This is a genomic window from Treponema sp. R8-4-B8 (genome assembly GCF_054786175.1).
On sequence record NZ_BDHE01000490.1, the window covers coordinates 85,763 to 110,078 of the forward strand.

28 protein-coding genes are annotated in these 24,316 nt (G+C 44.0%); 9 read left to right on the top strand and 19 right to left on the bottom strand.

The genetic code is table 11. From position 1 onward, the window contains the following. Positions 1-16 precede the first annotated feature (16 nt). Complete coding sequence (locus tag ACYVRA_RS17265; RefSeq protein ID WP_461253978.1) at positions 17-727, bottom strand: hypothetical protein; 711 nt, start codon at positions 725-727, stop codon at positions 17-19. Positions 728-935: 208 nt separating this feature from the next. Here ACYVRA_RS17265 and ACYVRA_RS17270 point away from each other — a divergent pair, with 208 nt between their 5' ends. Genes ACYVRA_RS17270 through ACYVRA_RS17285 form a run of 4 tightly spaced genes read left to right on the top strand, consistent with a single transcriptional unit; the run spans position 936 to position 3,428 of the window. Beyond that, positions 936-2,192 carry a THUMP domain-containing class I SAM-dependent RNA methyltransferase gene (locus tag ACYVRA_RS17270; RefSeq protein WP_461253979.1) on the top strand — a complete coding sequence of 419 codons (1,257 nt, stop codon included), beginning with the start codon at positions 936-938 and terminating at the stop codon, positions 2,190-2,192. A 53-nt stretch (positions 2,193-2,245) separates the two neighbouring features. Further along, on the top strand, positions 2,246-2,839 hold the full coding sequence (locus ACYVRA_RS17275; protein ID WP_461253980.1) for a TetR/AcrR family transcriptional regulator: 594 nt from the start codon (positions 2,246-2,248) through the stop codon (positions 2,837-2,839). A gap of 40 nt (positions 2,840-2,879) precedes the next feature. After that, a complete protein-coding gene (locus ACYVRA_RS17280; RefSeq protein ID WP_461253981.1) occupies positions 2,880-3,182 on the top strand; it encodes a hypothetical protein in 303 nt (100 codons plus the stop codon). A gap of 21 nt (positions 3,183-3,203) precedes the next feature. Next, positions 3,204-3,428 (top strand): hypothetical protein, encoded by a 225-nt coding sequence (locus ACYVRA_RS17285; RefSeq protein WP_461253982.1) that lies wholly within the window; start codon positions 3,204-3,206, stop codon positions 3,426-3,428. Positions 3,429-3,585: 157 nt separating this feature from the next. Here ACYVRA_RS17285 and proB read toward each other — a convergent pair whose 3' ends face one another. From proB to ACYVRA_RS17310, 5 genes are all read right to left on the bottom strand, one after another. After that, complete coding sequence (gene proB, locus ACYVRA_RS17290) at positions 3,586-4,371, bottom strand: glutamate 5-kinase (protein ID WP_461253983.1); 786 nt, start codon at positions 4,369-4,371, stop codon at positions 3,586-3,588. 1 nt (position 4,372) lies between these two features. After that, positions 4,373-5,638: a glutamate-5-semialdehyde dehydrogenase gene (locus ACYVRA_RS17295; protein ID WP_461253984.1), complete on the bottom strand. Its 1,266-nt coding sequence runs from the start codon at positions 5,636-5,638 to the stop codon at positions 4,373-4,375. Between the two features lie 108 nt (positions 5,639-5,746). Then, positions 5,747-6,214, bottom strand: a complete 468-nt coding sequence (locus ACYVRA_RS17300) for a retropepsin-like aspartic protease (protein WP_461253985.1) — start codon at positions 6,212-6,214, stop codon at positions 5,747-5,749. Then, positions 6,192-6,458 carry a hypothetical protein gene (locus ACYVRA_RS17305; protein WP_461253986.1) on the bottom strand — a complete coding sequence of 89 codons (267 nt, stop codon included), beginning with the start codon at positions 6,456-6,458 and terminating at the stop codon, positions 6,192-6,194. The genes ACYVRA_RS17300 and ACYVRA_RS17305 overlap by 23 nt, the downstream gene beginning before the upstream one ends. 74 nt (positions 6,459-6,532) lie before the next feature. Further along, complete coding sequence (locus tag ACYVRA_RS17310; protein WP_461253987.1) at positions 6,533-7,477, bottom strand: 1-phosphofructokinase family hexose kinase; 945 nt, start codon at positions 7,475-7,477, stop codon at positions 6,533-6,535. 700 nt (positions 7,478-8,177) lie between these two features. Between ACYVRA_RS17310 and ACYVRA_RS17315 the strand changes: the two genes are divergently transcribed. Then, positions 8,178-8,474: a BrnT family toxin gene (locus tag ACYVRA_RS17315; protein ID WP_461253988.1), complete on the top strand. Its 297-nt coding sequence runs from the start codon at positions 8,178-8,180 to the stop codon at positions 8,472-8,474. Continuing rightward, positions 8,434-8,733, top strand: a complete 300-nt coding sequence (locus ACYVRA_RS17320; protein WP_461253989.1) for a BrnA antitoxin family protein — start codon at positions 8,434-8,436, stop codon at positions 8,731-8,733. The genes ACYVRA_RS17315 and ACYVRA_RS17320 overlap by 41 nt, the downstream gene beginning before the upstream one ends. Positions 8,734-9,093: 360 nt before the next feature. Here ACYVRA_RS17320 and ACYVRA_RS17325 read toward each other — a convergent pair whose 3' ends face one another. Next, positions 9,094-9,897 carry a hypothetical protein gene (locus tag ACYVRA_RS17325; protein ID WP_461253990.1) on the bottom strand — a complete coding sequence of 268 codons (804 nt, stop codon included), beginning with the start codon at positions 9,895-9,897 and terminating at the stop codon, positions 9,094-9,096. A gap of 458 nt (positions 9,898-10,355) precedes the next feature. Between ACYVRA_RS17325 and ACYVRA_RS17330 the strand changes: the two genes are divergently transcribed. Together ACYVRA_RS17330 and ACYVRA_RS17335 are read left to right on the top strand one after the other, a co-directional pair. After that, positions 10,356-10,730 (top strand): type II toxin-antitoxin system RelE/ParE family toxin, encoded by a 375-nt coding sequence (locus ACYVRA_RS17330; protein WP_461253991.1) that lies wholly within the window; start codon positions 10,356-10,358, stop codon positions 10,728-10,730. Position 10,731: 1 nt separating this feature from the next. Further along, complete coding sequence (locus ACYVRA_RS17335; protein ID WP_461253992.1) at positions 10,732-10,917, top strand: hypothetical protein; 186 nt, start codon at positions 10,732-10,734, stop codon at positions 10,915-10,917. Between the two features lie 52 nt (positions 10,918-10,969). On the opposite strand, the gene ACYVRA_RS17340 is transcribed toward ACYVRA_RS17335, so the two are convergent. The 10 genes from ACYVRA_RS17340 to ACYVRA_RS17385 all read right to left on the bottom strand — a co-directional run bounded on the left by ACYVRA_RS17340 (position 10,970) and on the right by ACYVRA_RS17385 (position 20,337). Continuing rightward, complete coding sequence (locus tag ACYVRA_RS17340) at positions 10,970-12,340, bottom strand: glycine--tRNA ligase (protein ID WP_461253993.1); 1,371 nt, start codon at positions 12,338-12,340, stop codon at positions 10,970-10,972. A gap of 193 nt (positions 12,341-12,533) precedes the next feature. After that, complete coding sequence (locus ACYVRA_RS17345) at positions 12,534-13,442, bottom strand: phosphodiester glycosidase family protein (RefSeq protein ID WP_461253994.1); 909 nt, start codon at positions 13,440-13,442, stop codon at positions 12,534-12,536. Further along, positions 13,432-13,635 (bottom strand): 30S ribosomal protein S21, encoded by a 204-nt coding sequence (rpsU, locus tag ACYVRA_RS17350; RefSeq protein ID WP_461253995.1) that lies wholly within the window; start codon positions 13,633-13,635, stop codon positions 13,432-13,434. Before rpsU ends, ACYVRA_RS17345 begins: the two co-directional genes overlap by 11 nt. Positions 13,636-13,671: 36 nt before the next feature. Next, positions 13,672-14,601, bottom strand: coding sequence for a M23 family metallopeptidase (locus tag ACYVRA_RS17355; protein WP_461253996.1), 930 nt, complete (start codon positions 14,599-14,601; stop codon positions 13,672-13,674). 8 nt (positions 14,602-14,609) lie between these two features. Continuing rightward, on the bottom strand, positions 14,610-16,742 hold the full coding sequence (gene recJ, locus ACYVRA_RS17360) for a single-stranded-DNA-specific exonuclease RecJ (protein ID WP_461253997.1): 2,133 nt from the start codon (positions 16,740-16,742) through the stop codon (positions 14,610-14,612). Between the two features lie 223 nt (positions 16,743-16,965). Continuing rightward, the gene (locus ACYVRA_RS17365; RefSeq protein WP_461253998.1) at positions 16,966-17,448 is read right to left on the bottom strand and encodes a flavodoxin family protein; all 483 of its coding nucleotides are present in this window, start codon (positions 17,446-17,448) and stop codon (positions 16,966-16,968) included. A gap of 37 nt (positions 17,449-17,485) precedes the next feature. After that, a complete protein-coding gene (locus tag ACYVRA_RS17370; RefSeq protein ID WP_461253999.1) occupies positions 17,486-17,803 on the bottom strand; it encodes a type II toxin-antitoxin system RelE/ParE family toxin in 318 nt (105 codons plus the stop codon). A gap of 5 nt (positions 17,804-17,808) precedes the next feature. Beyond that, positions 17,809-18,063 (bottom strand): antitoxin PHD, encoded by a 255-nt coding sequence (locus tag ACYVRA_RS17375; RefSeq protein ID WP_461254000.1) that lies wholly within the window; start codon positions 18,061-18,063, stop codon positions 17,809-17,811. A 65-nt stretch (positions 18,064-18,128) separates the two neighbouring features. Beyond that, positions 18,129-18,974, bottom strand: coding sequence for a DNA repair protein RecO (gene recO, locus ACYVRA_RS17380; RefSeq protein ID WP_461254001.1), 846 nt, complete (start codon positions 18,972-18,974; stop codon positions 18,129-18,131). A 166-nt stretch (positions 18,975-19,140) separates the two neighbouring features. Beyond that, the gene (locus ACYVRA_RS17385; RefSeq protein WP_461254002.1) at positions 19,141-20,337 is read right to left on the bottom strand and encodes an ATP-binding protein; all 1,197 of its coding nucleotides are present in this window, start codon (positions 20,335-20,337) and stop codon (positions 19,141-19,143) included. Positions 20,338-20,371: 34 nt separating this feature from the next. Here ACYVRA_RS17385 and ACYVRA_RS17390 point away from each other — a divergent pair, with 34 nt between their 5' ends. Further along, complete coding sequence (locus tag ACYVRA_RS17390; RefSeq protein WP_461254003.1) at positions 20,372-20,638, top strand: hypothetical protein; 267 nt, start codon at positions 20,372-20,374, stop codon at positions 20,636-20,638. 46 nt (positions 20,639-20,684) lie between these two features. On the opposite strand, the gene ACYVRA_RS17395 is transcribed toward ACYVRA_RS17390, so the two are convergent. Together ACYVRA_RS17395 and ACYVRA_RS17400 are read right to left on the bottom strand one after the other, a co-directional pair. After that, a complete protein-coding gene (locus tag ACYVRA_RS17395; RefSeq protein WP_461254004.1) occupies positions 20,685-23,069 on the bottom strand; it encodes a hypothetical protein in 2,385 nt (794 codons plus the stop codon). 16 nt (positions 23,070-23,085) lie between these two features. Beyond that, positions 23,086-24,315 carry a hypothetical protein gene (locus ACYVRA_RS17400; RefSeq protein WP_461254005.1) on the bottom strand — a complete coding sequence of 410 codons (1,230 nt, stop codon included), beginning with the start codon at positions 24,313-24,315 and terminating at the stop codon, positions 23,086-23,088. Position 24,316 lies beyond the last annotated feature (1 nt).

The following is a 24,316-nucleotide window of genomic DNA, read 5'->3' on the forward strand; positions in this document are numbered from 1 at the left end:
CTTATGCCCTTTCCCTTTATTTCTTCCCTCTCGGCGTTATGCGAATACCCGCGCCAAAACACCAGCCGTCAATCGCGGGAAGATTTTCATCCGTCCAATACTTGTACACGGGAAACCATGCCCGTAAATCAAAACCAAGCAAAAATTTTTCGTTAATAGGAAAATCCATTCCTATTCCGGCTACAGGCATAAACCAGCGAGCGTTACTCCAAAAATAGTCGCGGATAGCGTCGGTCTGCAATTGCGCGTCCGTTTTAATGTCGCCTGTAAAATCAGCGGGATGATTTAGTCCGACAGCCAAAACAACAACGCGCAAATCCGCCGCAGGGCCGGCGTAGACGCGAAAAGCCGCGCCTTTATCGCCTAGAGAAAAATTACCCGTAAACTGAATGGCGGTGACAAAACCGATAACAAGAGCGGAACGGTTTTCGGGGTTACACGCCATAGGATAGCCAAGCGCGGAATTGTACTCGTAATTTGTAAAATAAATATCCTCTGTTAATTCAAGCCTTAGAGGGCCGATAACTTGTAACGACAACGCGCCGCCAAGCGAAGGAAGAATTGGAGCGGGATCGGAGTCAACGCCGTTATCAGCGGGAAAATAGAAAATGTTCCCCGTTATTGACCATTGCAAAAGGTCTCCAAAAACTGAATTTACGGGAATGAGCGCGAGGAAAAATAACGACAATACCGCAGCTTGTTTTAAGCGCGGTAAAAAATCTGGCATATTGTTAATATATCTTAAAAAAACTATCCGGGCAATGGAACTAAGGAGGTGTCCAATAAGAATTTTTAAACACGGAGTACTGTTGTCCGTTGGACAACTAGGAGTTTCACGGAGGAAAATATGATTTTCGTACTAAAACTCCGTGTAACTTCGTGACCTCCGTGGTTAATTCTTACTTTCTGTACAGCCCTATGATATAATGCTTAACATGGAAAAAACAGAAACCGCAGTAGCTCTGTGCGCGGTAGGCGCGGAAAAAGTCGTATCAAATGAATTGCGAAAATTGGCGGATAAGGACGGTAACGAAAACGGAACTCCGTGCCTAAAGATTGAAGATTCCCTTTACGGCAGAGTGCGTTTTAAGGCTGATAAAAAAGGTTTATACAAAGCGTTGATCGGTCTTCGCGCCGCCGATAGAGTGCTTCTTGAAATTGCCTCTTTTAAAGCGGCAGATTTTGACGCTCTTTTTGAAGGAGCCGCCACAGCGGAATGGGAGCGGCTTGTGCCTAAAGGCATGGGGCTTAAAGTCGCAAAAGTCCGCGTAAACCGCTCTCAATTAAAAGCGGAAACAAGCATACAGGCAATCGTTCATAAGGCGGCGGCGCAGCGTCTTTGCGAAAAGCATAAGGTTAGCCGCCTTCCTGAAAAAGTGATGACACGCAAGGGTGAAGGCGCTCCTGTAAAAATTGCCGAGGTGCGCGTATATATAGAAAAGGACGTGGTTTCCCTTCTTGTGGATTTAAGCGGAGATCCGCTTTTTAAAAGAGGTTACAGGAGCGAAGGCGGCGCTGCGCCGCTGAGGGAGACGACTGCGGCTTCCATATTGCTGTTATCAGGTTGGAAAAGAAAGTTTCCGCTTTATGATCCATTCTGCGGTTCCGGTACAATTTTGATAGAAGCAGCAATGTACGCGTGGGATATAGCTCCGGGATTAGGCAGACGCTTTGCCATTCAGGATATGTTGATAGCGGATTCAAATATTGAGCAACAGGTTCGCGATAAGTTTCGCGCAAAAATAAATTTTAGCGGCGCGGACGGGGGGCGGCTTGTCAGAATAGCAGGCAGTGATGAAGATTTGCGATCAATATCCATCGCGTCATCAAACGCGGCGCGTCTACGTGACATTGCGGAGGGCAGAGAACCTCAGCGCGGCATTCGTAACGCGGAAAAATTTTTAGGAATAGAATTTAAAGTTCTTCCGATGGCGCAGGCGCAGTCTCCGTATGAGGACGCTGGTTTTATAATCACAAATCCTCCTTATGGAAAACGGCTTGGTGATCAATCTGTTGCAGAACAAACCTACAAGAATATGTCGGAGCTTGTTAGCCGTTTTCCCGGTTGGAAGCTGGCTGTGATAACTGATCATAGCGGATTTGAAAGTTTTTATGGTAAAAAAGCTGATTCATGCCGTGAAATAAGTAATGGCGCAATTCCTTCCTTTTTTTATCAATATGATGTATACTAGAATAGTATCTGCCATTAATACGACAGATACCGCCATAGGGGGAGAATATAAATATGGCTACACCGGTAGAGCATGACAAAAGGAAGAAAAAGATTCTGGAAAAAGCGCTTGCGGTTTTTAAGGATGAAGGGTTTGAAAACGCTACTTATCAAAAGATAGCGGATAAGTGCGGAATAACCAGAACAATACTGTATCTCTATTTTAAAAATAAAAAAGAAATTTTTAATTACAGCATTAAACAACTTTTGTTAAATGTCGAAGAAAACATTAATTCAATTCGCGCCGACAAATCGTTAAACAGTCCTGAAAAAATTATCAGAGTGCTTTTTACCGTATTTAAACTGGCGGAACAAAACCGGCAGCTTCTTTTAGTTATTCTTGATTATCTTTTGCACGTTTCAAAAAAAGAAATTAGTCCGCAAGCGCGGGTACGGCGCAGAACTTTAAAACTTCAACATGTTTTATTAACAATTGTGATTGACGGAGTAAAATCGGGAGAACTTAAAAATACCAATATTAAAAAGACAAAAAATTATTTTTACAGTTTTATTGAATCCGCGATTTTTCAATTGGCTGTTTTAAAATGTGAAAATCTGAACGAATTAAAAGAAACGGCAATTTTTGCGGTTGAACAGTTAAAGACTTAACTTTAGCCCTAAAACTCAAACCAAAGCGCAGGTAATTTTTATGGATACAGGACAGACAATCTATATTCTTAGCCAGCTTATCCTTGGAGCGGCGGCGGCTTTCTTGGCTATTTTACTCTGGCCAAAAATCAGAGACCCGGCATGGATGCTTGTTATTTTTGGCGCAATTATCGCTTATATCGAGACTGTTTATTCAATTTTAAAAATATTTGGGATTGCCGGACAAGAATTAATAATATTCGGATCAATTCCCCTATTTTCGCTAATACTTCCTTCCGTGCGGATGATTTTTTTTATTGCCGCGTTTGCTATAATGGTTTATAAACAATCTCGGAATAATTAGCCGGATATTTTGGAGGAAAAAATGAAATCTGTAATTTTAGGACTTGTGATTGTTGCCGTTGCGGTTTTTGCCGTACTGCCGCCTGATACGCTAGGTTTTGGACTTGGCTGGGGAAATGACGTTCTTGCATTCCTGCGCGGCGCCCTTCCCGTCATAGCAATATTAATCGGTCTAATCGCTATTTTCATAGGCATTGCCGACATGAAGGATCGCGCAGAAGCAAAGAAAGAAGAAGCGGAAAAATAGTGAGCAGTTAGCAATGAGCAATGAGCAATGAGCAGTGAGCAGTGATCGTTGTTAGCAAGCATATCGTATTGATAACACGCAAAGACTGCGAACAACTATCACTGCTCACTTCTCACTTCTCACTGCTCACTTCTCACTTCTCACTGTTCACTGCTCCTTAAAAAAATACCGTTCCCTTCTGCTCCCCCGCCGCAAGATTTTCAAGACTGCGAGGCTTCCCCCCGTTTGCAAGAATTGTAGAAATGCCGTAGCTTAAAGCTAGTTTTGCGGCGTCAAGTTTGGTGGCGATGCCGCCAGTGCCAAAATCATTTGTCGCTCCGATACTGATGTTTTTTTGCGCCGCGTCAATGTCGCGCACTTCTTCTACAAGAACAGCGTCGTCATGCTCTTTGGGATTTTTATCGTATACTCCGTCAATGTCGCTGAAAAGAATTAACAGGTCGGCGCTCCACAGAATTGCCGATTGTGCGGCAAGAGTGTCATTGTCGCCGATTTTTATTTCTTCTACGGAAACAGTGTCGTTTTCGTTGATGATTGGGATGACGCCTTCGTCTACCAGAGTAAAGAGAGTGTTACGCATATTCAATGTTCTGATTGGATCGTTAAAATCATCGCGGGTTAAAAGTATCTGCGCGATGTGCAGGCCGTTTTGTTCAAAGGCGCGGCTCCACGCGCCCATAAGCTCAACCTGCCCGACCGCGCACAACGCCTGCCTGTAGTGAATGTCTTTTTTTCGCGCCCACTTGTCCATTGTAGAAAGACCCGCCACCTGTGCGCCTGATGAGACAACGACAATTTGTTTGCCCTTTTTCATGAGCGCCGCAGTCTGCTGTGCAAACTCTGAAAGAAACTGTGAATTGATTTTTCCATTACTGCCGGCTAGCGTGTTTGAGCCAATCTTGATAATTATTTTTCGCGCGTCAGCTATAAGTTTAGAAATCATTTTAACCCCGTATTTGTCCGTTGCCGTTAATAAGGTACTTTATCGTTGTAAGCGCTTCAAGACCCATCGGTCCTCTGACGTGAAATTTCTGAGTACTGATTCCAAGTTCCGCGCCAAAGCCAAATTGTCCGCCGTCTGTAAAGCGGGTGGAAGCGTTGACATACACGCAAGCCGCATCTACTCTTGAGCGGAACTCATTTGCCGCTTTTAAATCGTTGGTAAGAATCGCTTCCGAGTGTTTAGTACCGTACCGATTGATATGCGCGATTGCTTCATCGCATGATGAAACCGTCTTTACGGCGAGAATGTAATCGAGAAACTCGGTCGCCCAATCTTCTTCAACCGCGTCTTTAAGAACAAGGGCAGAAGGCATAGCGCCGATAGCGGCTTTTGACGCGCCGTCACAACGCAGTTCGCATTTTCCCGCAAGCGCCGCCGCCATTTTCGGCATAAGAGAGGTGAGAGCGTCTTTGTGTACAAGTATCGTTTCCACGGCATTACAAACGCCGGGTTTTTGCAGTTTTGCGTTAGCGATAATTTCTACAGCGTTGTTCATGTCCGCGCTTGGCTCAACATAAATGTGGCAGTTGCCTTCCCCTGTCTCAATTACAGGGATACGCGCGTTTTCTACAACTCTGCGGATTAACTCATGTCCACCCCGTGGAAGAACCACGTCGATGTAACCGCGAGCTTTCAGTATCTCGTCAATTTCGTCTCTGTTACCGGATTCCGCAAGAGCGACAGCATCCGCAATTCCGCCGCCGCTTTCAAGCCCCGTTTTGATAGCCTTAACAATCGCCTTGTTGGATTCAAGCGCGGAAGAAGAGCCGCGTAAGAGTATTGAGCAGCCCGCTTTGTATGCAAGGGCGGCGCAGTCAGCAGTAACATTGGGACGCGATTCGTAAATAATGGCGGCAACGCCGAGGGGGACGGTAACTTTATCAATCTGCAAACCGTTAGGAAGAGTCCACCCCGCCTGCACTTTGCCAATCGGGTCTTCCTGTCTTATGACGATTTCGATCCCTTCGATAATGCCGTCTATCCGCTTGTCGTTAAGAAGCAGGCGGTCAACAAGAGCCTCTTTCATGCCGCCGTTTCGCGCCTGTTCCACATCGCGCGAATTTGCTTGCAGAATGGCAACCCTGTCGCTGTCGATAGCGGCGGCGGCGGCGGCAAGAGCCTTGTCCTTACTCGCGCGGTTCTGTTCCGCCAGCTTCGTCTGCGCTTGTTTGAGAGAGGTAAAAATATTGGTTAAAGTATTTGTCATAAAAAGATAGTATCATAAAAGGAAAAAAATGGGTATTGCTAAAAAAATAACCTGCACACTCCTAGTCGTGGAGTGCGGAGGTTAATGTCTCGGTACAGCTAATTGCGCTTAGTTATTCTGGACGTAGATGTAATTACCTTCTTTGTTAAAGTAATTCTGATAGATATTTGCCTTGTTTGGAATACTGTCAGGCGGATTCTCACGGAATTGAAATTTATGCTCTTTTTTGCTTATGATCATTTCCCAGTTGTTAATTACATTTGTTCCAAGGATAATGTCATCTTCCTGACCGCCCTTATAATTGCCCGCAAACGCAAGAACTTTTTCAAGGACTAAATCCCCGATCATAATTTTATTTATGGAAAACGCCTCTGTTTCAATAAGACTGGCGCCGAGGCTGTATCTCATCATAAACCCCAAAGAATGTCCAGATTTTTCCGCGAGGTGTCTTGGAATCATTGTGTTGTAACAGCCGGTATCTAAAAATATAGTAACCTCTTCAAAATCTTTTTTCTGGATATTATAAACTTTCGCATCGAATTTGTAGCGATGCTCAAACAATTTCGATAATGCCACTGTCGAGTATATCATCTTTGGGTATCCATCCTTTCATTAAAAGCACCTTGCCGTGATATTTGCTGTGGTTAATATCCCTTAGAGCTTCCCGATCTTCGGGTGTTCCGTCGCCATAGGCTACTACATATCCCGTGTCATCCTCAGGCGGGAAGTCCCTTTTGTCGAATAAAACCCAACGCCCGTCATATTCGGCTTCTACTTCCCGACAATTAAGAACACGCCTTTCCGTAGTCATTGTTACCATATAACCGTCTCCCTATATGGTTAAATATACCATAAGAATCGCATAAATACAAAGGCATTTTTCACTAATCCACCTCACCGCACAACCCCCGGCCTTTCAAGCGCCGCATTCAACGCGCCGCATCTGCACCCTTCGCGAATCGCTTCGCAAAAGCTTGCTCCTTGTTCTAGTGCGGCGGCAAGTCCGGCGGTAAATGCGTCTCCGCAGCCGGTGGAATTTACCGCTTTCACAGGCTGGACTTCAATTTCAAAATAGTCATTCGCATTTACCGCGATAATCTTCCGGCTGCCGTTGGTAAGGATAACGCCACAGTTGTGTTTTTGCGCCATGTCCAATACAGCAGATTTTATCCTATCCTTTGCCACATCATCAATCGTTATCAACTCGTTGTTCTTGATTAACTCAGGCGCAAAGTCGGCGGCAAATTCAAAAAGATTCGGCTTCACAATGTCCGGCTGGTATTTCAAACTTTCCGTTAAATCTTTTCCTTTTACGTCGAGAATAACTTTTAACCCCTTCTGTTTCGCTCTTTGCGTCATGGCGGGAATTACAGCGTCAGAAAATCCCGCCGCTTTCGTGCCGGAAATTATTACCCAACTCAAGTCTGCGCTGTTTGCAAGAATATCATCAAACTTTTCCAACAGCCGCCCCTCAGTTCCGGCGCTAACAGCTTCCGATTCTTCAATCAATTCCGTAACAGTGCCATCTGCGTCGGTAGTGCCGCTTGCGTCGGAGAGCAAAGTGTAACAAAAACGGATTTGGCTATCGCTCTCGACCCACTGCACGGAGAGCCCGTCCTTATCGCAGAGCGAAAGAAACAGCGCCCTCATGTCGCCGCCAAGTTGCGTAAGATGCACCGCTTTTTTTCCAAGTTGAGTTAAAACACGGGTAACATTGACCCCCTTGCCGCTTGCGTCAAGGCGATGTACTCCCGTCCTGTTCACAGTCCCTGGATATATTGAGGGAAAGCGTAGGGTTTTTTGCAGAGTGGGATTAAGGCAGATGGTTAGAAAGGACATATTTTTCTCCAAATACTCTCACAAAGGGCACAAAGGAAGAGAAGGACACGAAGAAGAATTTGGGTATCAGGTATTCGGACTTTGTGACCTTGCGTTTTTACGAGATTTAAAGTAGATATACCAGAGAAACCCTGCCAGAGCAAAAAGACCTATTGTCGTGATAATTTGAATAACCATTTTCAACCTCCAATCCATTTCTTAATTATGTCAATGATGTTTATAATTCCAAAGGCGGTGGCAGTAGTTATCCACATGTTTTATTTTACTACATATTGAATAGATAATGCAATAATAATGTCATCTATTCCATTGCGTCTCCACACTACCCATAGCGTATATTGCAAGGCAATGTACGCTACTAGTCTGTAACAACTAAATGTTTACAAAAGACCTCTCGCAGAGGCGCGAAGGCGCAAAGGTTGTTGTTTGTGAGATTATCGTTTTTCCTTCAAGATTTGTAGTTAAACTAATATATTTAGATCAATAATGGGTTATCGAACAGGAACTTCGCGTCCTTTGCGTCCTCTGCGTCTTTGCGAGAGTAAATTTGAGAATAATGCTTTGTAAAGTTTTAGATGTTACTGACTACTACCGAAAAGCGGTGACAGACACTGTTGCATATACTGAAATGTTATATTATAGAATGTAAAAATACTTGACAAAATATAATACATAATGTAACATAGTTTTAAGGGTAAAAATGGACTTTGAATGGGACCCCAAAAAAGACAAGATAAACCGTAAAGAACATGGTATATCTTTTTCTACTGCAAAATTTGTATTCAACGATAAAGAACGTTGGGAAAGATATGATTCTTCCCATAGTGAAGAGGAAGATAGATGGCAAACGATAGGTATTGTGGATAAAGTTCTTTTTGTTGTGTATTCAGAACAAGGAGAGACTATTCGTCTTATTTCTGCCAGAGTGGCGGATGAAAACGAACGGAGGGTATATAATGGTAAAAGAAACATTGAAGGCTGGACAAAAGCCAACTAAAGCGCAAATTAAAGAGATTAGGCTTGCTGAAAAAAAGCCTATAAAATACTCAGATGACGCTCCACGCCTTACCGAAAAAGAGTTAGCCGAATTCAAGCAAATCAATTCAGAAAACAGGAAAAAAATACCCTGCACATTACGAATATCGAAAAAATCCCTTGAATGGTGGAAATCCCTTGGCGAAGGGTATACTTCGGCTATGGCACGAATGTTGGAAGACGCTCAAAACCATCCTGATATTTTGAGAAAGATTATTTAAATATATCTTTAACGCTCGTAAAAAAATTACGCTTTAAGTTCCATTGCGTTTCCACACTACCCATAGCGTATATTGCAAGGCAATGTACGCTACTAGTCAGTAACATCTAAAACTTTACAAAGCATTGTTCCCAAATTTTCTCTCGCAAAGGCGCAAAGGACGCAAAGTTCCTGTCCGATAACCCATTATTGATCTAAATATATTAGTTTAACTACAAATCTTGAAGGAAAAACGATAATCTCACAAACAACAACCTTTGCGCCTTCGCGCCTTTGCGAGAGGTCTTTTGTAAACATTTAGTTGTTACTGACTACTACCGAAAAGTGGTGACAGACACTGTTGAATATACCTTACTTTTCGTTACTGCACTTTGGTATAAGTAACAATCAGATTATTAAGACTTGGGATATTTTCAGTAAATGTTTTACCGTTAGCGGACAGTGTAATTGTACTGATAGTCCACGAAGTCGCGAATGTAGATGTATTATATACCAGCGTCTCGCATGACCATGTATTGTTTCCAGTTTTTGTAATATTCCTGAAAAACTTGTCGCCAATAGTAATGTAACCAGCATTCTTTACTGATAGCCAAGCTCCGCTAATCTGGGTAATGAAACCGTCTCTGTCAACAATAGTAGTAATAGTTCCGCTGCTGTCCTGCTTCCATGCGCCGTTAAGTAAATTGTTGTCCAGTTTGGTATAAGTAACAATCAGATTATTAAGACTTGGGATATTTTCAGTAAATGTTTTACCGTTAGCGGACAGTGTAATTGTACTGTTAGTCCATGAAGTCGCGAATGTAGATGTATTATATATCAGCGTCTCGCATGACCATGTATTGTTTCCCGTTTTTGTAATATTCCTGAAAAACTTGCTGCCAATAGTAATGTTACCAGCATTCTTTACTGATTGCCAAGCTCCGCTAATCTGGGTAATGAAACCGTCTCTGTCAACAATAGTAGTAATAGTTCCGCTGCTGTCCTGCTTCCATGCGCCGTTAAGCGATATGTTGACGTTGTTGTTGTCATCGTCATCGCCGCCAATGAAATCACAAGCCGCCAATGAAAACCCGATTACTGCAACAAGGGCGATTACGCAAATCTTACGGATTTGCGTTGCTAAAATACTTTGCAATTTTAGTACATTTGATTTCAAGTTTTTCATACGAAACTCCTTTTAATTTTCTTAATTTACACTGATGTTTCCCAAAAACACCACAATAAATAATATATTTCATCATTATATGATGTTGTACATTATTTGTCAATCAATATTAAAGTTTTATTATTATGTATGGCTAATGCTCTGGGTATAGAGATTTATGAATTGTTTATAAACCCGCTTTCTCCCCCCGAAGAAATGGAACGGCTTTATTAGGTAGCGGCAAAAAATATTGATAAACTGATACACGAAAGCATTGAACGGCTGTATCAGACGACTGCCAAAAAAACATTGTGCAAGTTGTGGCGGAAGTGGTAGAGAAAGCTTTTACAGATAAATTCAATAATAAAAAATGATATAATTGTATCTGTATATTTTGAGGAAGGGATGTTCTACTCATTTTTGAGTATACTTTCCAAATTATCCTTGAAACACGGCTATTTTATTGTTATTATTTAAAAGTGAGGGTTTTCAAATATACAGGGTTCAGCCGTTTTGCGAGCAAGGAAGGCATTACAGACCATGAATTACTGGAAATTGTCGATAAACTTGAGGCAGACCAAGCGGATGCAAATCTGGGGGGCGATGTATATAAGGTACGAGTAGCCAGACAAGGAGAAGGGAAATCGGGCGGACATCGTGTTATAGTGTACTTTAGGAATGAGTTTCGTACTTTTTTTGTGTATGGTTTTTCCAAGTCTGACAGAGACAACATAAACAATAAAGAATTGAAAGCGTTTAAGGCAGGTGCAAAAAAACAGCTTTCAATTACGGATGAACAAATAAGAGACCTTTTGAAAGACGGAACTTTTATTGAAATTACTGAGGAGGTTTAGAATGAAATACGAAAGCGATATGTTGAAAACAGTACATGAAGTCGCACTTGCCGAATTTAGATTAGGAATTATTTCAGAAGCAGAAATGCGTGAATATGATGAACTGTGCCTACCAGAAGAAGCCTTACGCAACAATACCGCACATAAAACCGTCAACATAGAACACGCCGATCTTGCAACTGCATAATCCAACTTTCTCCGCTTCTTCTTTGTGTCCTTTGTGTGAAACTCTTCTCGAACTATTTTCCCCTCTTATACGCCTTAATCTCCTGACGCAGCCTTGCGGCAAGTTCCGCCTTAGGGACGCGAACCTGCTCCATTGAATCACGGAAACGCAGGGTGACAGTGCCGTCTTCTTTGGACTGGTAATCCACGGTGACGCAGAAGGGAGTGCCCGCCTCGTCTTGTCTGCGGTAACGCCTGCCAATCGCTCCTGCTTGATCGTAATCGGTGGCGTAGTCTTCTTTCAGTTCCGCGCGAATGTCCTGCGCTAGTTCCGCAAGACCGTCTTTTTTCATCAAGGGGAGAATGGCGACAGTAACCGGCGCAAGATCGGGGTGGAAACGCAGGACGGTTCTCCAATCGTCATCGTTGCCTTTTTCGGCGACTTGCTCCTCGTCGTAGGCGTCGCAGAGAATCATTAACAGGTTGCGGGTAAGACCGGCGGAAGTTTCGATGATGTAGGGAATGTAACGCTCGTTGTTGTTGTCCTGATCGATGTACTGCATATCTTTGCCGGAGAATTCGGTATGACGTTTTAAATCGTAATCGGTTCTGTTGTGAACGCCCTCAAGCTCGCGCCAGCCCATCGGGAACAGGTACTCGATGTCGTAAGCGTCCTTCGCGTAATGTGCAAGCTCGTCTGGTCCGTGCTGATGCCAGCGCAGATGATCCATCTTAACGCCGAGTTTTTCGTAATATGCCCAACGCTGTTTGCGCCATTCGGAAAACCATTCTTCGTCCGTGCCGGGTTTTACAAAATACTGCATTTCCATCTGCTCGAATTCGCAGGTGCGGAAAATAAAGTTCTTGGTAACTATTTCGTTGCGAAAGGCCTTGCCGATTTGCGCGATGCCAAACGGGATTTTCATTCTGTTGGACTGAATGATATTTTTATAATTGACATAAATGCCTTGGGCGGTTTCGGGACGAAGGTAAATGATACTCGCCGTGTCCTCCGCCGGACCGATGTGGGTTTTGAACATCAGGTTGAACTTGCGGGTGTCGGTCAACTCGCCGCCGCAATCGGGACATTTTTTCGCAGTAAGATTTTCCTGCGGGATTTGATCCGCCCGAAAACGCGATTTGCACTTTTTGCAATCGACCAATGGGTCGGTAAAGTTTTCAACGTGTCCCGACGCTTCCCATGTTCGGGGGTGCATCAAGATAGCCGCATCCAGCCCCACGATGTTGTCGTGGAGACGGGTCATTTCCTTCCACCACGCCCCAGCAATGCGGTTCTTCAATTCAATGCCGAGCGGGCCGTAATCCCACGCCCCGTTCTGCCCTCCGTAAATTTCCGACGACTGATAAACAAACCCCCGCCGCTTCGCCAGCGACGTGATTTTCTCCATCGTCGCCTTTCCTGTATACTCTGTTAATTCTGACATATAGGCATTTTACATGAAAATTAAAAATTAGGGAACTATGCAAGAAGAGTTCACACGAAGAACACAAAGGAAGAGAAGGACACGAAGAAGAGGGAAAGGGGTTATTGTACGAAAGCTATGCGTGAGTTTCACGATAAGATAACGGACAGAAATATCTTTGTCTCTTTGTGAGCTTTGTGTGAATCCTTTCGAACTATTCCTTCAATCTCACTCCAAGACAGCCTGCTACGGCGCGTTCTTGTCCGGGGATGCCGCTGTGGATGGGGGTATTTACTACTCTTATTTTGCCGTCAGCGAAACGCAGCGCAAGAGCGGTTGAGCCGCCGCCGTCAAAGTTTAGCGCCTCCCATGAACCTAGAGAGCGTAAAAGCAGAGCCGTCTCTTCTTCCGTCGCGCCGATGCTTCCCGCTCTTCTGCCGTCAATTACGACTAGGTACAGGTATTTTCCGTCTTGTGAAATTCCCGCCGCGCTTCGCGGATGGCTGGCTTTTTTGTCATGCGTTCTTTGCGTTGGTTCGCCGCCGGTTAATATTTTATAAAAGCCGCCTATGGCATTTTCTATGTTTTCAACGGAGTTAATCGCGGATTGAGCTACAATGGCGGCCTTACCGTCTTTGTAAAAAACAAGCGCGTCATAGCTTGGGTTGGCGGGCGCGATTATCCTTCCGTTTGAAATTACTATGCCAATGTTTTTAATAACCTTTCCTTCTTTTGAAGAGACAATATCAAAAGGAACGGCGTTAATGCCTACTAGAAGATTATTGTCGCGCGCAAAACTGGAAACTTTATTGCTTAGAGTTTGGTTTTCGTTATACGCGCCGCCTTTAACAACGATGTCAATTTTTTGCGCGGAAAGATCGATTTTTAGCGCGTGGAACTCAAGCGCGGGAGAGGAAATTTTTCCATGGAAATAATCAATGCCGTTAGTGAATACCTGCCACTGCGGTTGAATATTTTCGACTGTGGTAAAAAGGGAAGGAGTTTCTTTTGCCGAGCTTACGGGAGAGGTTGTCGCGCATGAGGAAAAAATTAAAATTAGTGTTGAAAGAATAATTCCTGACCACTTAAAAGTGGCCAGGCGAAATAAACTCTTAGTACTCACCTTTGCCTTTACGGTTTCTTTTTACCAGTTTTCGGGCGTTTGCTTTCTTTTTTCTGTTTAGGATGGTAGAAGGTTTTTCATAGTACTCCCGCTTTTTGAATTCGCGGATGATGCCTTCTTTTTCTACCATACGCTTAAAACGTTTGATAGCTTTTTCCAGCATCTCGCTGTCATCAACTACAATGTGCGCCAATTAAATCACCTCCTTCCCAAATCAGGTTTGTAATATCTAATAAAATAGTTTACCTATTAATACGTCTTTGTCAAGAAGAGGGCGCTCGACAAGTATGTCGGGATCCGTGTTTTCCGTGCTTACACGGAGTTCCCAATGTAAATGGGGGCCTGTCGCAAACCCCGTGGAACCTGACAAAGCGACAATTTCTCCGGCTTCTACCATTGAACCTTCTTGCGCGATTACGCTGTCTAAATGGTAATACGAAGAATAAACTCCGGGCGCAAGCTCGATAATTACAGTGTAACCCGTGAGTATCCTCATTCTTGAAAATACGACCTTTCCCCTGCCGCAAGCGCGGACTTCCGTACCTTTCGGTACTCCAAAATCTACTCCCGCGTGAATAGATGTTACTTTTCTGCCGTCTGAATACTGATTAATTCTGCGTGTTCCATAAAGACTGGTTCTTCTTGTTGATGTTACGGGAAGGACAAGTTTGCCCGGATTGTAAACTTCTTTTCCGGTAGTAGATAAAATTGCCCATAGTTTTTCAGACTCCCTTGTTTTTTCAGGTGTGGACTCTCCGACTAATTTTGTAAGAGACGGATTGAGTACAAGCGTCTCGGAGAGAAAATCTCTTGGCGTTAATGTTATTGGAATTTCAAAAACAGTACAGTCTGGATTGTTTAATTTGAGAATCACATTTTCCGAGTTAACTGTGGAAGGGATGGTTATAATGGCCGCTGTAAAGCCAGGCTTGCCATTCTCAGCGGGAACGGGAAAAAATGCGGCTTTTGCAACTTGTTTTCCGTTTACAAAAATAACAGCTTCATTTACATAGGCGTTTGTGCCGATTGACATTGGGTCTCCGGGACGCGGAGATTCAGGAACTAACGCATATTTTATCTGGGCCGAAACAACAGGCTGTCCGGCGCAGGTTAAGAGCATGAAACTGATAAATATAAGAATTATTACGTGCTTTTTCATAAATATTTCTACTCGCTCTTTTTTAAATCTAAAATCATTATTTGAGGCGTTTCATTGCCTTTGTAATAATCACGGGCTATATTAAAAACAATGTCAACTTTGTCGTTAATACCGAATTCTCTTTTTGTTACGCGATCTGCGCTTTGCCAGTAAAGGGCGGGCCATTTATATTTTCCGGCATCAAGCGTCATTTTAACGTGTTTTGCGTCCGGTTTTCCAATGAAATTAATGTCCTTAACCGTAATTTTTTTTGTCATAAAAACAAGCGGGTCGTTCTCATTGCCATAAGGCTCAAATCTGTCTACTAATTTTAATATATCGGGAGAAAGATAATCATGGGGCAGCTCCGCGTCAATTTGCAAAATTTCTTCGTCAGGCTGTTCGGCAAATTCAATGGCGTTTATCGCTTTTTTTAAACGCTCCATAAAAATGTCCCAGTTTTCCATAACAATACTGAAACCGCCAGCAGCCTGATGGCCTCCGCAGTCGATAAAAATATTACCGCACTGTTCAAACAAAATTTGAACGTTGTAGCCCCTTGTTGAACGGATTGAGCCTGTGCAAATTTCATCGCCTATGGAAATTGCCATTGCGGGAACATTGAATAATCGTGAAGCGCGTTGCGCCATCAGTCCTGTAACGCCTTTGTTGATTTTTTCGCTGTAAACCATGACAAACTTTTTTTCATATTCGTCAAAACTTTTATACGCCATGGATTCGATTATCGCCCAGATTTCTTCTTCCATGTCTTTGCGTTTTTCGTTCATAGACGCCAATTCACTGGCAAGGCGCTCCCTTTTTAATAAATCTTTTTCAAAAAACAGGGCAGCCGCTGTTTCGGCTTTTCCCATTCTGCGGGCAGCGTTAATACTGGGACAGAGTTTCCACGAAATATCTTTTGTGTCAAAGTGGCGGCCGGCAAGATCGAGTTTTTGAATAAGCTGGGATAGGCCGGGGCGCGGTTTTTTTTCTAGGGCTTCAATCCCTCTTCGCACAATTATTCGGTTTTCGTCTAACAGAGGCATAATATCCGCTATCGTTCCAAGCGCGGCAAGCTGTATGTCGGCGGTTTCTTTTTCCGCGTCCTGCGCGTTTTTTTCTTTTAGCCGCGCATAAGAGGTGAACAGATTTACAAATACGTCAAGCTCGCTTAATTCCCTGTCGCTGTATTTTGCGATTTTTGAAAGCTCTTTTATTCGCAGTAAACTTGCGCCCGCGGTTTGCGGTATCTCTTTTCCAATTTGCTGTGAAATGTCCATCATTCCAATTTCAACGCCCTTGCCAAAAAGTTTCGCGAATGTTTGTTTATGCAAGGCGGCATCCCAACAAAGTATGTTCTGCCCTTCAAGAAAAGCAGGAAGGCGCGTCTCGCTAATCGATATCATTCCCGGAACAATTGTTTCGATTAACGTATCAACTACGATGAGGTTTCGTGTTTTTGCGATTTCAATGATCCACGCGTCATTTACGGGTCTTGTGTTTAACAGACAGATTTGCTGGCCGTAAAGTTCGCTTGTCTGCGCGAAACGAAGGGCGCATACAAGTTTAAACGCTACGCCGCAACCTGCGAGGTTTCTGAATGGGTATGTTGAATTTTTTAGTTTTGGATTGACGATGACAAGGGCTTGCGGCAGTTCTTCCTGCGGCTCGTGGTGATCCGTTACGATAACGTCGATGGAAAGTTCGTTTGCTCTTTTAATTTCGGCAAAGCGCGAAATGCCGCAATCGACGGTAATTATCAATGTGCCGTCTTTGGCGGCGAAATTTTCAACGGCGTCGAGGGAGAGTCCGTAAGATTCATCGCCTGTGGGGATGCGCCATGTTACGTCTATGCCTATGCTTTCAAGGTATCCGGCGAGAAGGACGGTTCCTGTAATGCCGTCAACGTCGCTGTCGCCAAATACTAGGACTTTTTCGCCTTCTTCTTTCGCGGCTAGGATGCGCTCTACAGCGTCTTCCATTCCATCCATGGCAAATGGGTTGCGAAGGGAGGTGATGTCGTCTTCAAGGAAGTATCGGATTGTTTCGCCTGTTTTAAAGCCGCGCCGCGCAAATATCGAGGCGGTTAGCAGATCACAGCCGTATTTTGTAGAAATTTCCTTTACCTGGTCAGGGGGTATGTCTTTTTTGTCCCATTTCATCTGACTTTAAGATACAGTAAAAAATGAAAAATTACAATGGACTTTATTGGAAAGACCTCACACAAAGATCACAAAGGTACAAAGATCACGAAGAGGGGAAAGGGGGTTTTTGTCCGAAGGCTAAGCGTGGGCTTTCACGATAAGATAACGGACAGAAACCCCTGATTCTTCTTTGTGATCTCCTCTTACTTTATGTTCTTTGTGAGAGTCTTTTTCAATAAATTTATACAGTACTAAGTCTTTTTGCCCAATACGCGATTTGCTTTTTTATTTTATCGCTTTTGGTTTTGGCGGGGCTGATGAAATCCGCTTCTTCGACTATTTCATTATTGGGGAGCAGGGCTTTGAATTTTTCCAGGGAGTCGCCTTTGCCGCCGGCGTGGCAGACAAAGAGAGCTATTTTTTTGCCGGTTATGCCTGTTTGGGTAATAAAGGTTTTTATCGGGGCCGCGGGAGACGATGCCCAAACGGGAACTCCAAGGATTATTAAATCATAGGCTGATGGATCAAACGTATATGGTTTAAGCGGTGGATTATTATGTGAGAACATTAGTCCGCAACACCATAAAAAATTAAACGGCCCCCAGCGTTTTTTTTCGCTTCTTACGTGTAATTGAATTACATCTGCATTTAAATTGTTTTTAATTTCTTCCGCTACGAAGGCACAGTTCCCATTAAGGGAATAATATATTATCGCTGTTTTCATTGTTTTATTGTATTAAAGATTGTCAGGGGTGTCAATATTATATATTTGTTTCTTTTAATATATTTATCCAGTTTCTACGTCCATATAAGAATCTAATAATACTAATTTGGTTTTCTTCAACAATGTAAAACAACATATAGTTCTTTACCATTGTAAATCTAAAACCTATAGATGCTAATTCATCATTTGGTACTACAGGAAACATAAATGGATTTTGTTTTAAATTTTTATAAGTCTTTTTTATTTCGTCCTTTAATCTTTCAGATGCGGCCGGAGCTTGTAATGTGTCTTTAATATAATTTATTGTGGATTTTACGTCCTCTTGAAAATGTTTGGCAAAATTTAGTTTGTACATATTTTCTATATTAAATCTAAAAAATTATCCATTTCTTCTTCAGATAAAATATCGCCGTTTTTTATATCATTTAATCCCTCATCTAATAAATTGTACAATTTTCTTTTCCCGATAATTTCTTCATAAATTTCTATGCTCATTACGGCAAGATCCCCTGCGCCGTTTTTTGTTATGAAAATTGGTTCCCTGTATTTATGGCAAAAGTCAGAAATTTCACTGTAAGAGTTCAATAAATCAGCGCTTTTTCTTATTACCGGCATTTAAATTCCTCCAAAAAATTATTATCACATTTTATCCACATTTAGATGTTTTGTCAAATATATCTTCACCAATCCCAGCTGTTTAACCGTTTTCCGATGGCGCTGGTTAGGACGGCAGTTGTTAGGGATTTGGCTTCGTTGAGAGATTTGGTGTCCATCGAGTAACGGTGTATCCGCGCCGCCTCTAACGCGCTAACGACGGATAGCCAGCGGCGGCTGCCGGGGTTAAGTTGCAAGAGATCTTGCCGGTTTGTGGCGGCGCAATTGCCGCAAAATACGGCGTCTTCGCGGGCGCTGTACCAAAATGTGTTACCGTCTGTGGCGGTTTTAATTGAGGCGCTGTTACTTGATACGGTATTGCTTGCTACGCTGTCGCCTGCGATTTTATTGTTAGCGTTGCTTTTTTTTGCTATGCTATTGTCTGCGTCTTTGCCGCAGGCGGCGCAGGTTTCTAGGTGGGGCTGTATTCCTAAAAAGCCTGACCAGCGCCATAGGAAGTGTATCAGTAATCTTTGGCATAATTCTTCGTTGGCGGTTTCTAGGGTGTCTAGGGTTTCTGTCGCTAGGTTTAACGCGGCTGACCATTCACCGCCGCCGCCGTGGGTGGAGAGGATTGTTTCCGCGATGGCAGCGGCGGCCATGGTTCTTTCGTAGAGTTCTCTAATGCCTGACCGCCAGGATTGAATGTCGAAATCTGTGATTTTAGCGTAGTCTTTTGATTTGTCGCGGTATATCCAAACTTTACCGGAATTGTACGGCGCTGAATGGGCGCGTAATTTGCTTTTTGGGCCGCCGAATACGGTGGTTTTTATTATGCCCTCCTCTGCCGTGAGGAGGGTTACTTCGCTGTTGGATTCACCACAGGGGCGATTTCTGAGGACTAAGGCTGTGTAGACGAATGTTCTGGACATGGGGTTATTTTAGCATGGATTTGAAAAATAACCACGGAGGGGGAGAAAGGGGATTTGGGCTTTACTGGGGATTAGACTGGGGACAAGGCGGGAAGAATTTTTAACCACGGAGGACACGGAGTTTCACGGAGGGGGAGAAGAGATAACTTCTGTAATTTTTGACATTCTAAATATAACTTACCGGGACGATGTTTACGTCTTTACTCATAGGGATGAATTTATTGGCTGTGCAGATAAGGGCGCCTTTGCCGCAATTTTGATCGGAGAGAATGTTAAAGGCTTTCACCATGCTTGAGTTGGGGGTTGAGGTTTGTTTTATTTCAATCGGCCACACTTTGCCATTTTTTTCTAATATCAGATCAATTTCATTTTGAGACATGTCGCGGTAAAAATACGCGAAGGGGCGCTCGCCGTTATGCCAGTAGGATTTTAGGATTTCGGATACCACGTAGGTTTCAAATAACGCCCCGCTCATTTGATGGGTCATAGCCATTTTACCGGTTGTGATACCCATCAGGTAACAGCACAAACCTGTGTCCAGAAAATACAGTTTTGGCGTTTTTATGGCGCGTTTTCTCAAATTGCGGGAATATGGCGGCAGGAGATAAATCAGACCCGACGTTTCCAGAGCGGAAACCCAGCTTTTAACCGTGTTGACGCTTACTTCTATGTCGCTGGAGACATTGTTATAATTCAGGATTTGCCCAGTTCTTCCCACAATGATTTTTAAAAACTTTAAGAAAGCGTGTTCGTTTGTAATTTTAATAATTTCACGCACATCGCGTTCGATATAGGTGCGGATATAAGACGAATAAAACAACGTAGAAGGCGTGCCGTCGAACAATTGAGGAAAGGAACCTCTTACAATTTCGTTAAATGTTTTTAGCGTTGACCAAATCGGCCTTTTGGTTTGCAGAGGGATTTCGGGAATAAAGGAAGGCCGCGTTACGTCTTTTAATTTTTCGCTTTGGGAGAACCCTTGCAAATCCAGAATAGCCGCGCGGCCGACAAGACTCTCTGAAATATTTTTCATTAAATGAAAAACCTGCGAACCGGTCAGCCAAAATTGTCCCTTCTTTTTTGATTTATCCACGATAAATTTTATATAAGGAAACAAATTTGGCGCTTTTTGCGCCTCATCAATTAATAGGGGCGGCGGAAATCTTTCAAAAAAGTGAGACGGGTCTTCTTGCGCCATCGTAAGTATTTCCACATCATCAAAAGAAATGTAGAGACGGCCAGGCTCTTTAATATGTTCAAAGAGAGTCGTTTTACCAACCTGACGAGGACCTGTAAGCAAGACAACCTTAAAAAAATCACTTGCCTGTTTCAACGCTTTTGAAAGAGTTCTTTTATAGTACATAATTTGAGTATATTATATGGGTGGATTGTTGTCAATGGCAGTAATGGTAAATTTGCAGTGGGATTGCAAATATGTTGCAGTGGGATTGCAAATTTGCTGCAGGTGGATTGCAAATTTGTTGTTAATAGATGGTGTTAAATTTGCAGGGGGATTGCAAATATGTCATGGGTGTGCCGGGTGTGGTACAGTACTTACTCTTTTTTTTTATACAAAGGCTATTTATTTAGACATTATTTATTGGTTGTTAGGTGAAGTAGGCGATGGTTTATTCTTCCCTGCGTGGTTACTTTTAAAAAAATAGGGCTGCCCTTGCGGACAGCCCTGATTTTAATTGAACTTTAGAGTTGTTAGTTGCTAGGCGGTGGAGTTGAGAAACGGACTTCTAGGAGTTCAATGAAGGAGGCGAAATAGCCTTGGGCTACGCCGGCGGGGTATTTCTCGGTGGCATTCATTGAGTAGATGCCTTTGGGCAGATCGCCTGCCGCGTTAATGGGAGGCGGTAAGCCTTTGGCGGGGTCGCCAGAGGGGGTGAAGCCTATCCAGTCAGGTTTTACTGCTAAGCCGCCTAGTGAAGAGTGAGGCGCTTGTAACGGGATTGAGCCGCCGTTGGCGCCCATGTTGTTGTGCCACCATGTTAGTGAGCCGTCGTCTAAGCCGAAGTGGAGGTTGCCGTGGGTCCAGTTTTGGGTCCAGGGGCGGCCATCAGGCAGGAAGTACTGGGCGTGAGCAATACAAATCTGGTATTTAGCAACTCTTTGTTCAAAGTCAGCGGGGAAGGGATAGCTCTTTAGATCAATCTTATACACGTTGTCATAGGCGGTTCCGTTTTTGGTAAAGGGAATAACGTTCTTTTTCGGAAGAATAGACAGGTCAAATATGAAGTGATCCATTTGCGGGTTGGTTTCCGTCAGGATTAAGGCGCGTTCGCTGGTTACGGTTAGACCGGTATTGGGGTCGGTAACTTTTACCCAGTAGTAGCGGGATTCATTTGTTGCGCCGGAAAGGAAATTCACTTTGGGTGGAGTCGGTTTTCTGGGGAATGAACTGTTTTGTGTGGCAGCTCCGTAAAATGTCATGTTCGATGTGTCGTCTACCCAGTCGATACGCGGCGTATAGGTGGCGCTAGTCTCTCCGGGAAGTGACCAAGCCATTGGCTCTCCGCCTCTTGCATAATCCGCCCAGTAATACGCGTTGGAATCCGGCCCGCCTTGCCACGCACCCGGAGATTTACCCCAGTCTGCGGCTTCGTATCCGTCCGGTTTTAGCGTTATCGGAGGCTCGTCACCTTGGACTAGATAGAAGTATTGGCCGGGGCCGCCGTTTACGGTTGTTATGTTGTTTTTTTCATCAAGGCTCGTGCCGTGTCTTCCATAAGTTCCGTACCATGAGTCGGATTCATACCACTGATATTCGTATGCTAACGGTCCTTGCGGATTTCTGTCCAATACAACGGTCAATGCCGCAACCGGTTTCTTACCATCAGCGTGAACTCCGGCGTCTCTAATGTCTTCCCTATAATACCATGCGGGTTTGGGATGCTCTAAAATATTCGCGGCTAAATTGGTTATGTAGACTTTGTAGTAGGTGGTATCCTCATCGACTCCTTTTGCGGATTTTACTTTAATAGCCAGAGCTTGCGGGTTGATAAATTTGATTTTGGCGGCACTGTTATAAGTGGAAGGTTCTGCCGCGTCTTTGTTAGCTATTATGTCCCAAGAGAATGTCGCGTCCTCGTCATCCATTTCCAGTTTTATGGTATAGCCGTCACCGGGCTGGTCGGCGGTTTTGTATTCGCCGATGCCTACTTTTGCCCATTCTTTTTGGGGCAGACCCAAACCATAAACTTCAAAGTCGTCTTTTCCGTCATTTAATTTTAATGAGGCAATTGTGGCTATGCGGCCTACGCTTACCAAAAACTTGAAGTACTCATGGTCCATTTGATTCTCTGCGGTTACTTCGACGTACAGGTAATTCTGGTCTTCAATAGTTAGCTGCTGATCGGACGGGGTGAAATTAGTTGGTTTAGTAGTGCCATCGGCTACTACGGCATATTTGACCGTCGCTTTGGGGTCAAACGTGGTAGGTACAATTGTGGCGTTTTCTCCCTCTTTTTTGCCGATGGAAATTGTACATACAGACGTTGTTTTGTCCCACTCGCTGCCGCCAGTGCTTACGCCATCTATTGAGGCGCCGGCTTTGCCTTCGCGGCTGTTAATGTTTATGTATTGCAGGTTGGTCGCCCAGCTTAGCAGTTTGGCGTAGAAGCGGTAGTAGTTGACTTCTAGTCCGTCTTCGGAAGTAACTTTGATGTAGATGTACTCATCGCTGTCAAGAGTTGCCGGTACCCGCGTGTCGTAGTATTTGTCGGGACGGTTTGTACGCGTTCCAATGCCCCATTGCGAGGTGGCGCCACGGCTGAGTTCCGTGCGGATACGGCCGCTTATTTTATCGGTCTCTTTATCTCTTACTCTGACATCTACCCATCCGATGTTGGTGTTCGGCTGGTCGTAATCGATGCCATAAAGATCGTCATCCGAATCCATTAAACTGGCGGCAATGGGCGCTGCTATGCTTGATGCAGTGTCATATACGTCGCCAGATTGTATCTTCAGGCTGGTAAGCAGAGCCTCTTTGCCCAGTATTTTTATGTCCTGGTTTACGCAGGTAATAAAAGCAAAGGCGATGATCATCACCATAAGCAGTAAAACCGGCGTTTTGGTTTTTAATTTCATTTAAAGCCTCCTAATCCTAATAATAAACGCAGAAGCGCAGATTCATCCACTGCGTCTGTCTAAGCGGGTCTTTTCCCGGTTTTAAACCGGCCCAGGGGTGCAGATATTCCTGCCTGAAGTTATACGCAAATGCAATATACGAGTTGTTGTCAAAGTTCAACTGTATTTTGGGTTCCAGTTCAATATAACGGTAGGGAGAACCTTCGTAGAGTTTACCGGTGCCGAAATCCTGACAGTAGGCGAATGACAAGCCGACGCTCAGAAGTTTGTCGAAAAAGTTCCAGTAAAAACTCGGTTTTACGTAGAAATCGCTTCTGCTGTTGATGTAGTCGTAGCCTATGCGAAGCTGCGCGGTAAAGAGGTCCGGAGCGTACTGTATAAACAGCCAGTTTCTGAACCATTGAATGTCTTTATTTTCCGCGCTCAGCCCGAACAGATGACCCATTGCCCAAATCTGGAAACCGGGCAGGTAAGTTTTTAATACGCGTTCTTCGAGGCGGTATATAAATTCGTCTTCTCCCTGACCGCTAACTTCAACATCTCCTACTTTATATTTGTTGCCCTGTATCGCGTCTACCTGGTCGTCAAAGCGGTATGCCAGACGGACAAGGAACAGGTCGTGGGTATAGGACACGCCTATGACCGATTCTTGCAGGATATTCAACAGTGAAAGCGGTTTGCTGACATCCCAACCTTGATCCATGTCGCCGTTAAAATTGTTCAGTACAAAGCCGGCGTTCAGGCCGGGTAAAAACGCGGGTTTCCATTCCGTCCTCATGCCAAAGTTGATGTTGGTAACTTCCAATTCCTTCCACATTTCCGGCCCGCCGGTTCCCCAGGGAGATGACCCCAGTTTGCCGACAGAGACCGTTAACTGGTTATTAAAAAAATTACCGTAACCAAAACCATAGGACCACTGCGGGAGGTCGGCAAGATTTTCCCAGTTAATACGGGTCTTCATGCCGAAACCTTTGGCACTTTCATATTCTATGTTGAGCCGGAAACGGCCAGCGGTACCTGTTTTTTTCGAGTCATCTACGCTGCCCGCGTCGTCCGCGTTGTGCATGATAACGAAATTAACAGGGTCTTCACCTTCATTCTGATACTGCCGCCAGTAGATACCGCTTTTTGCCTCGCCTGAAAATTTTATTTCCTGGGCGAAAACAGTGGCGGTTAACGCAAACACAAGAATTACGGCTAGTATGACGGAGCGGCAATTTCTAATTATTAATCGTTCATTTCTCATT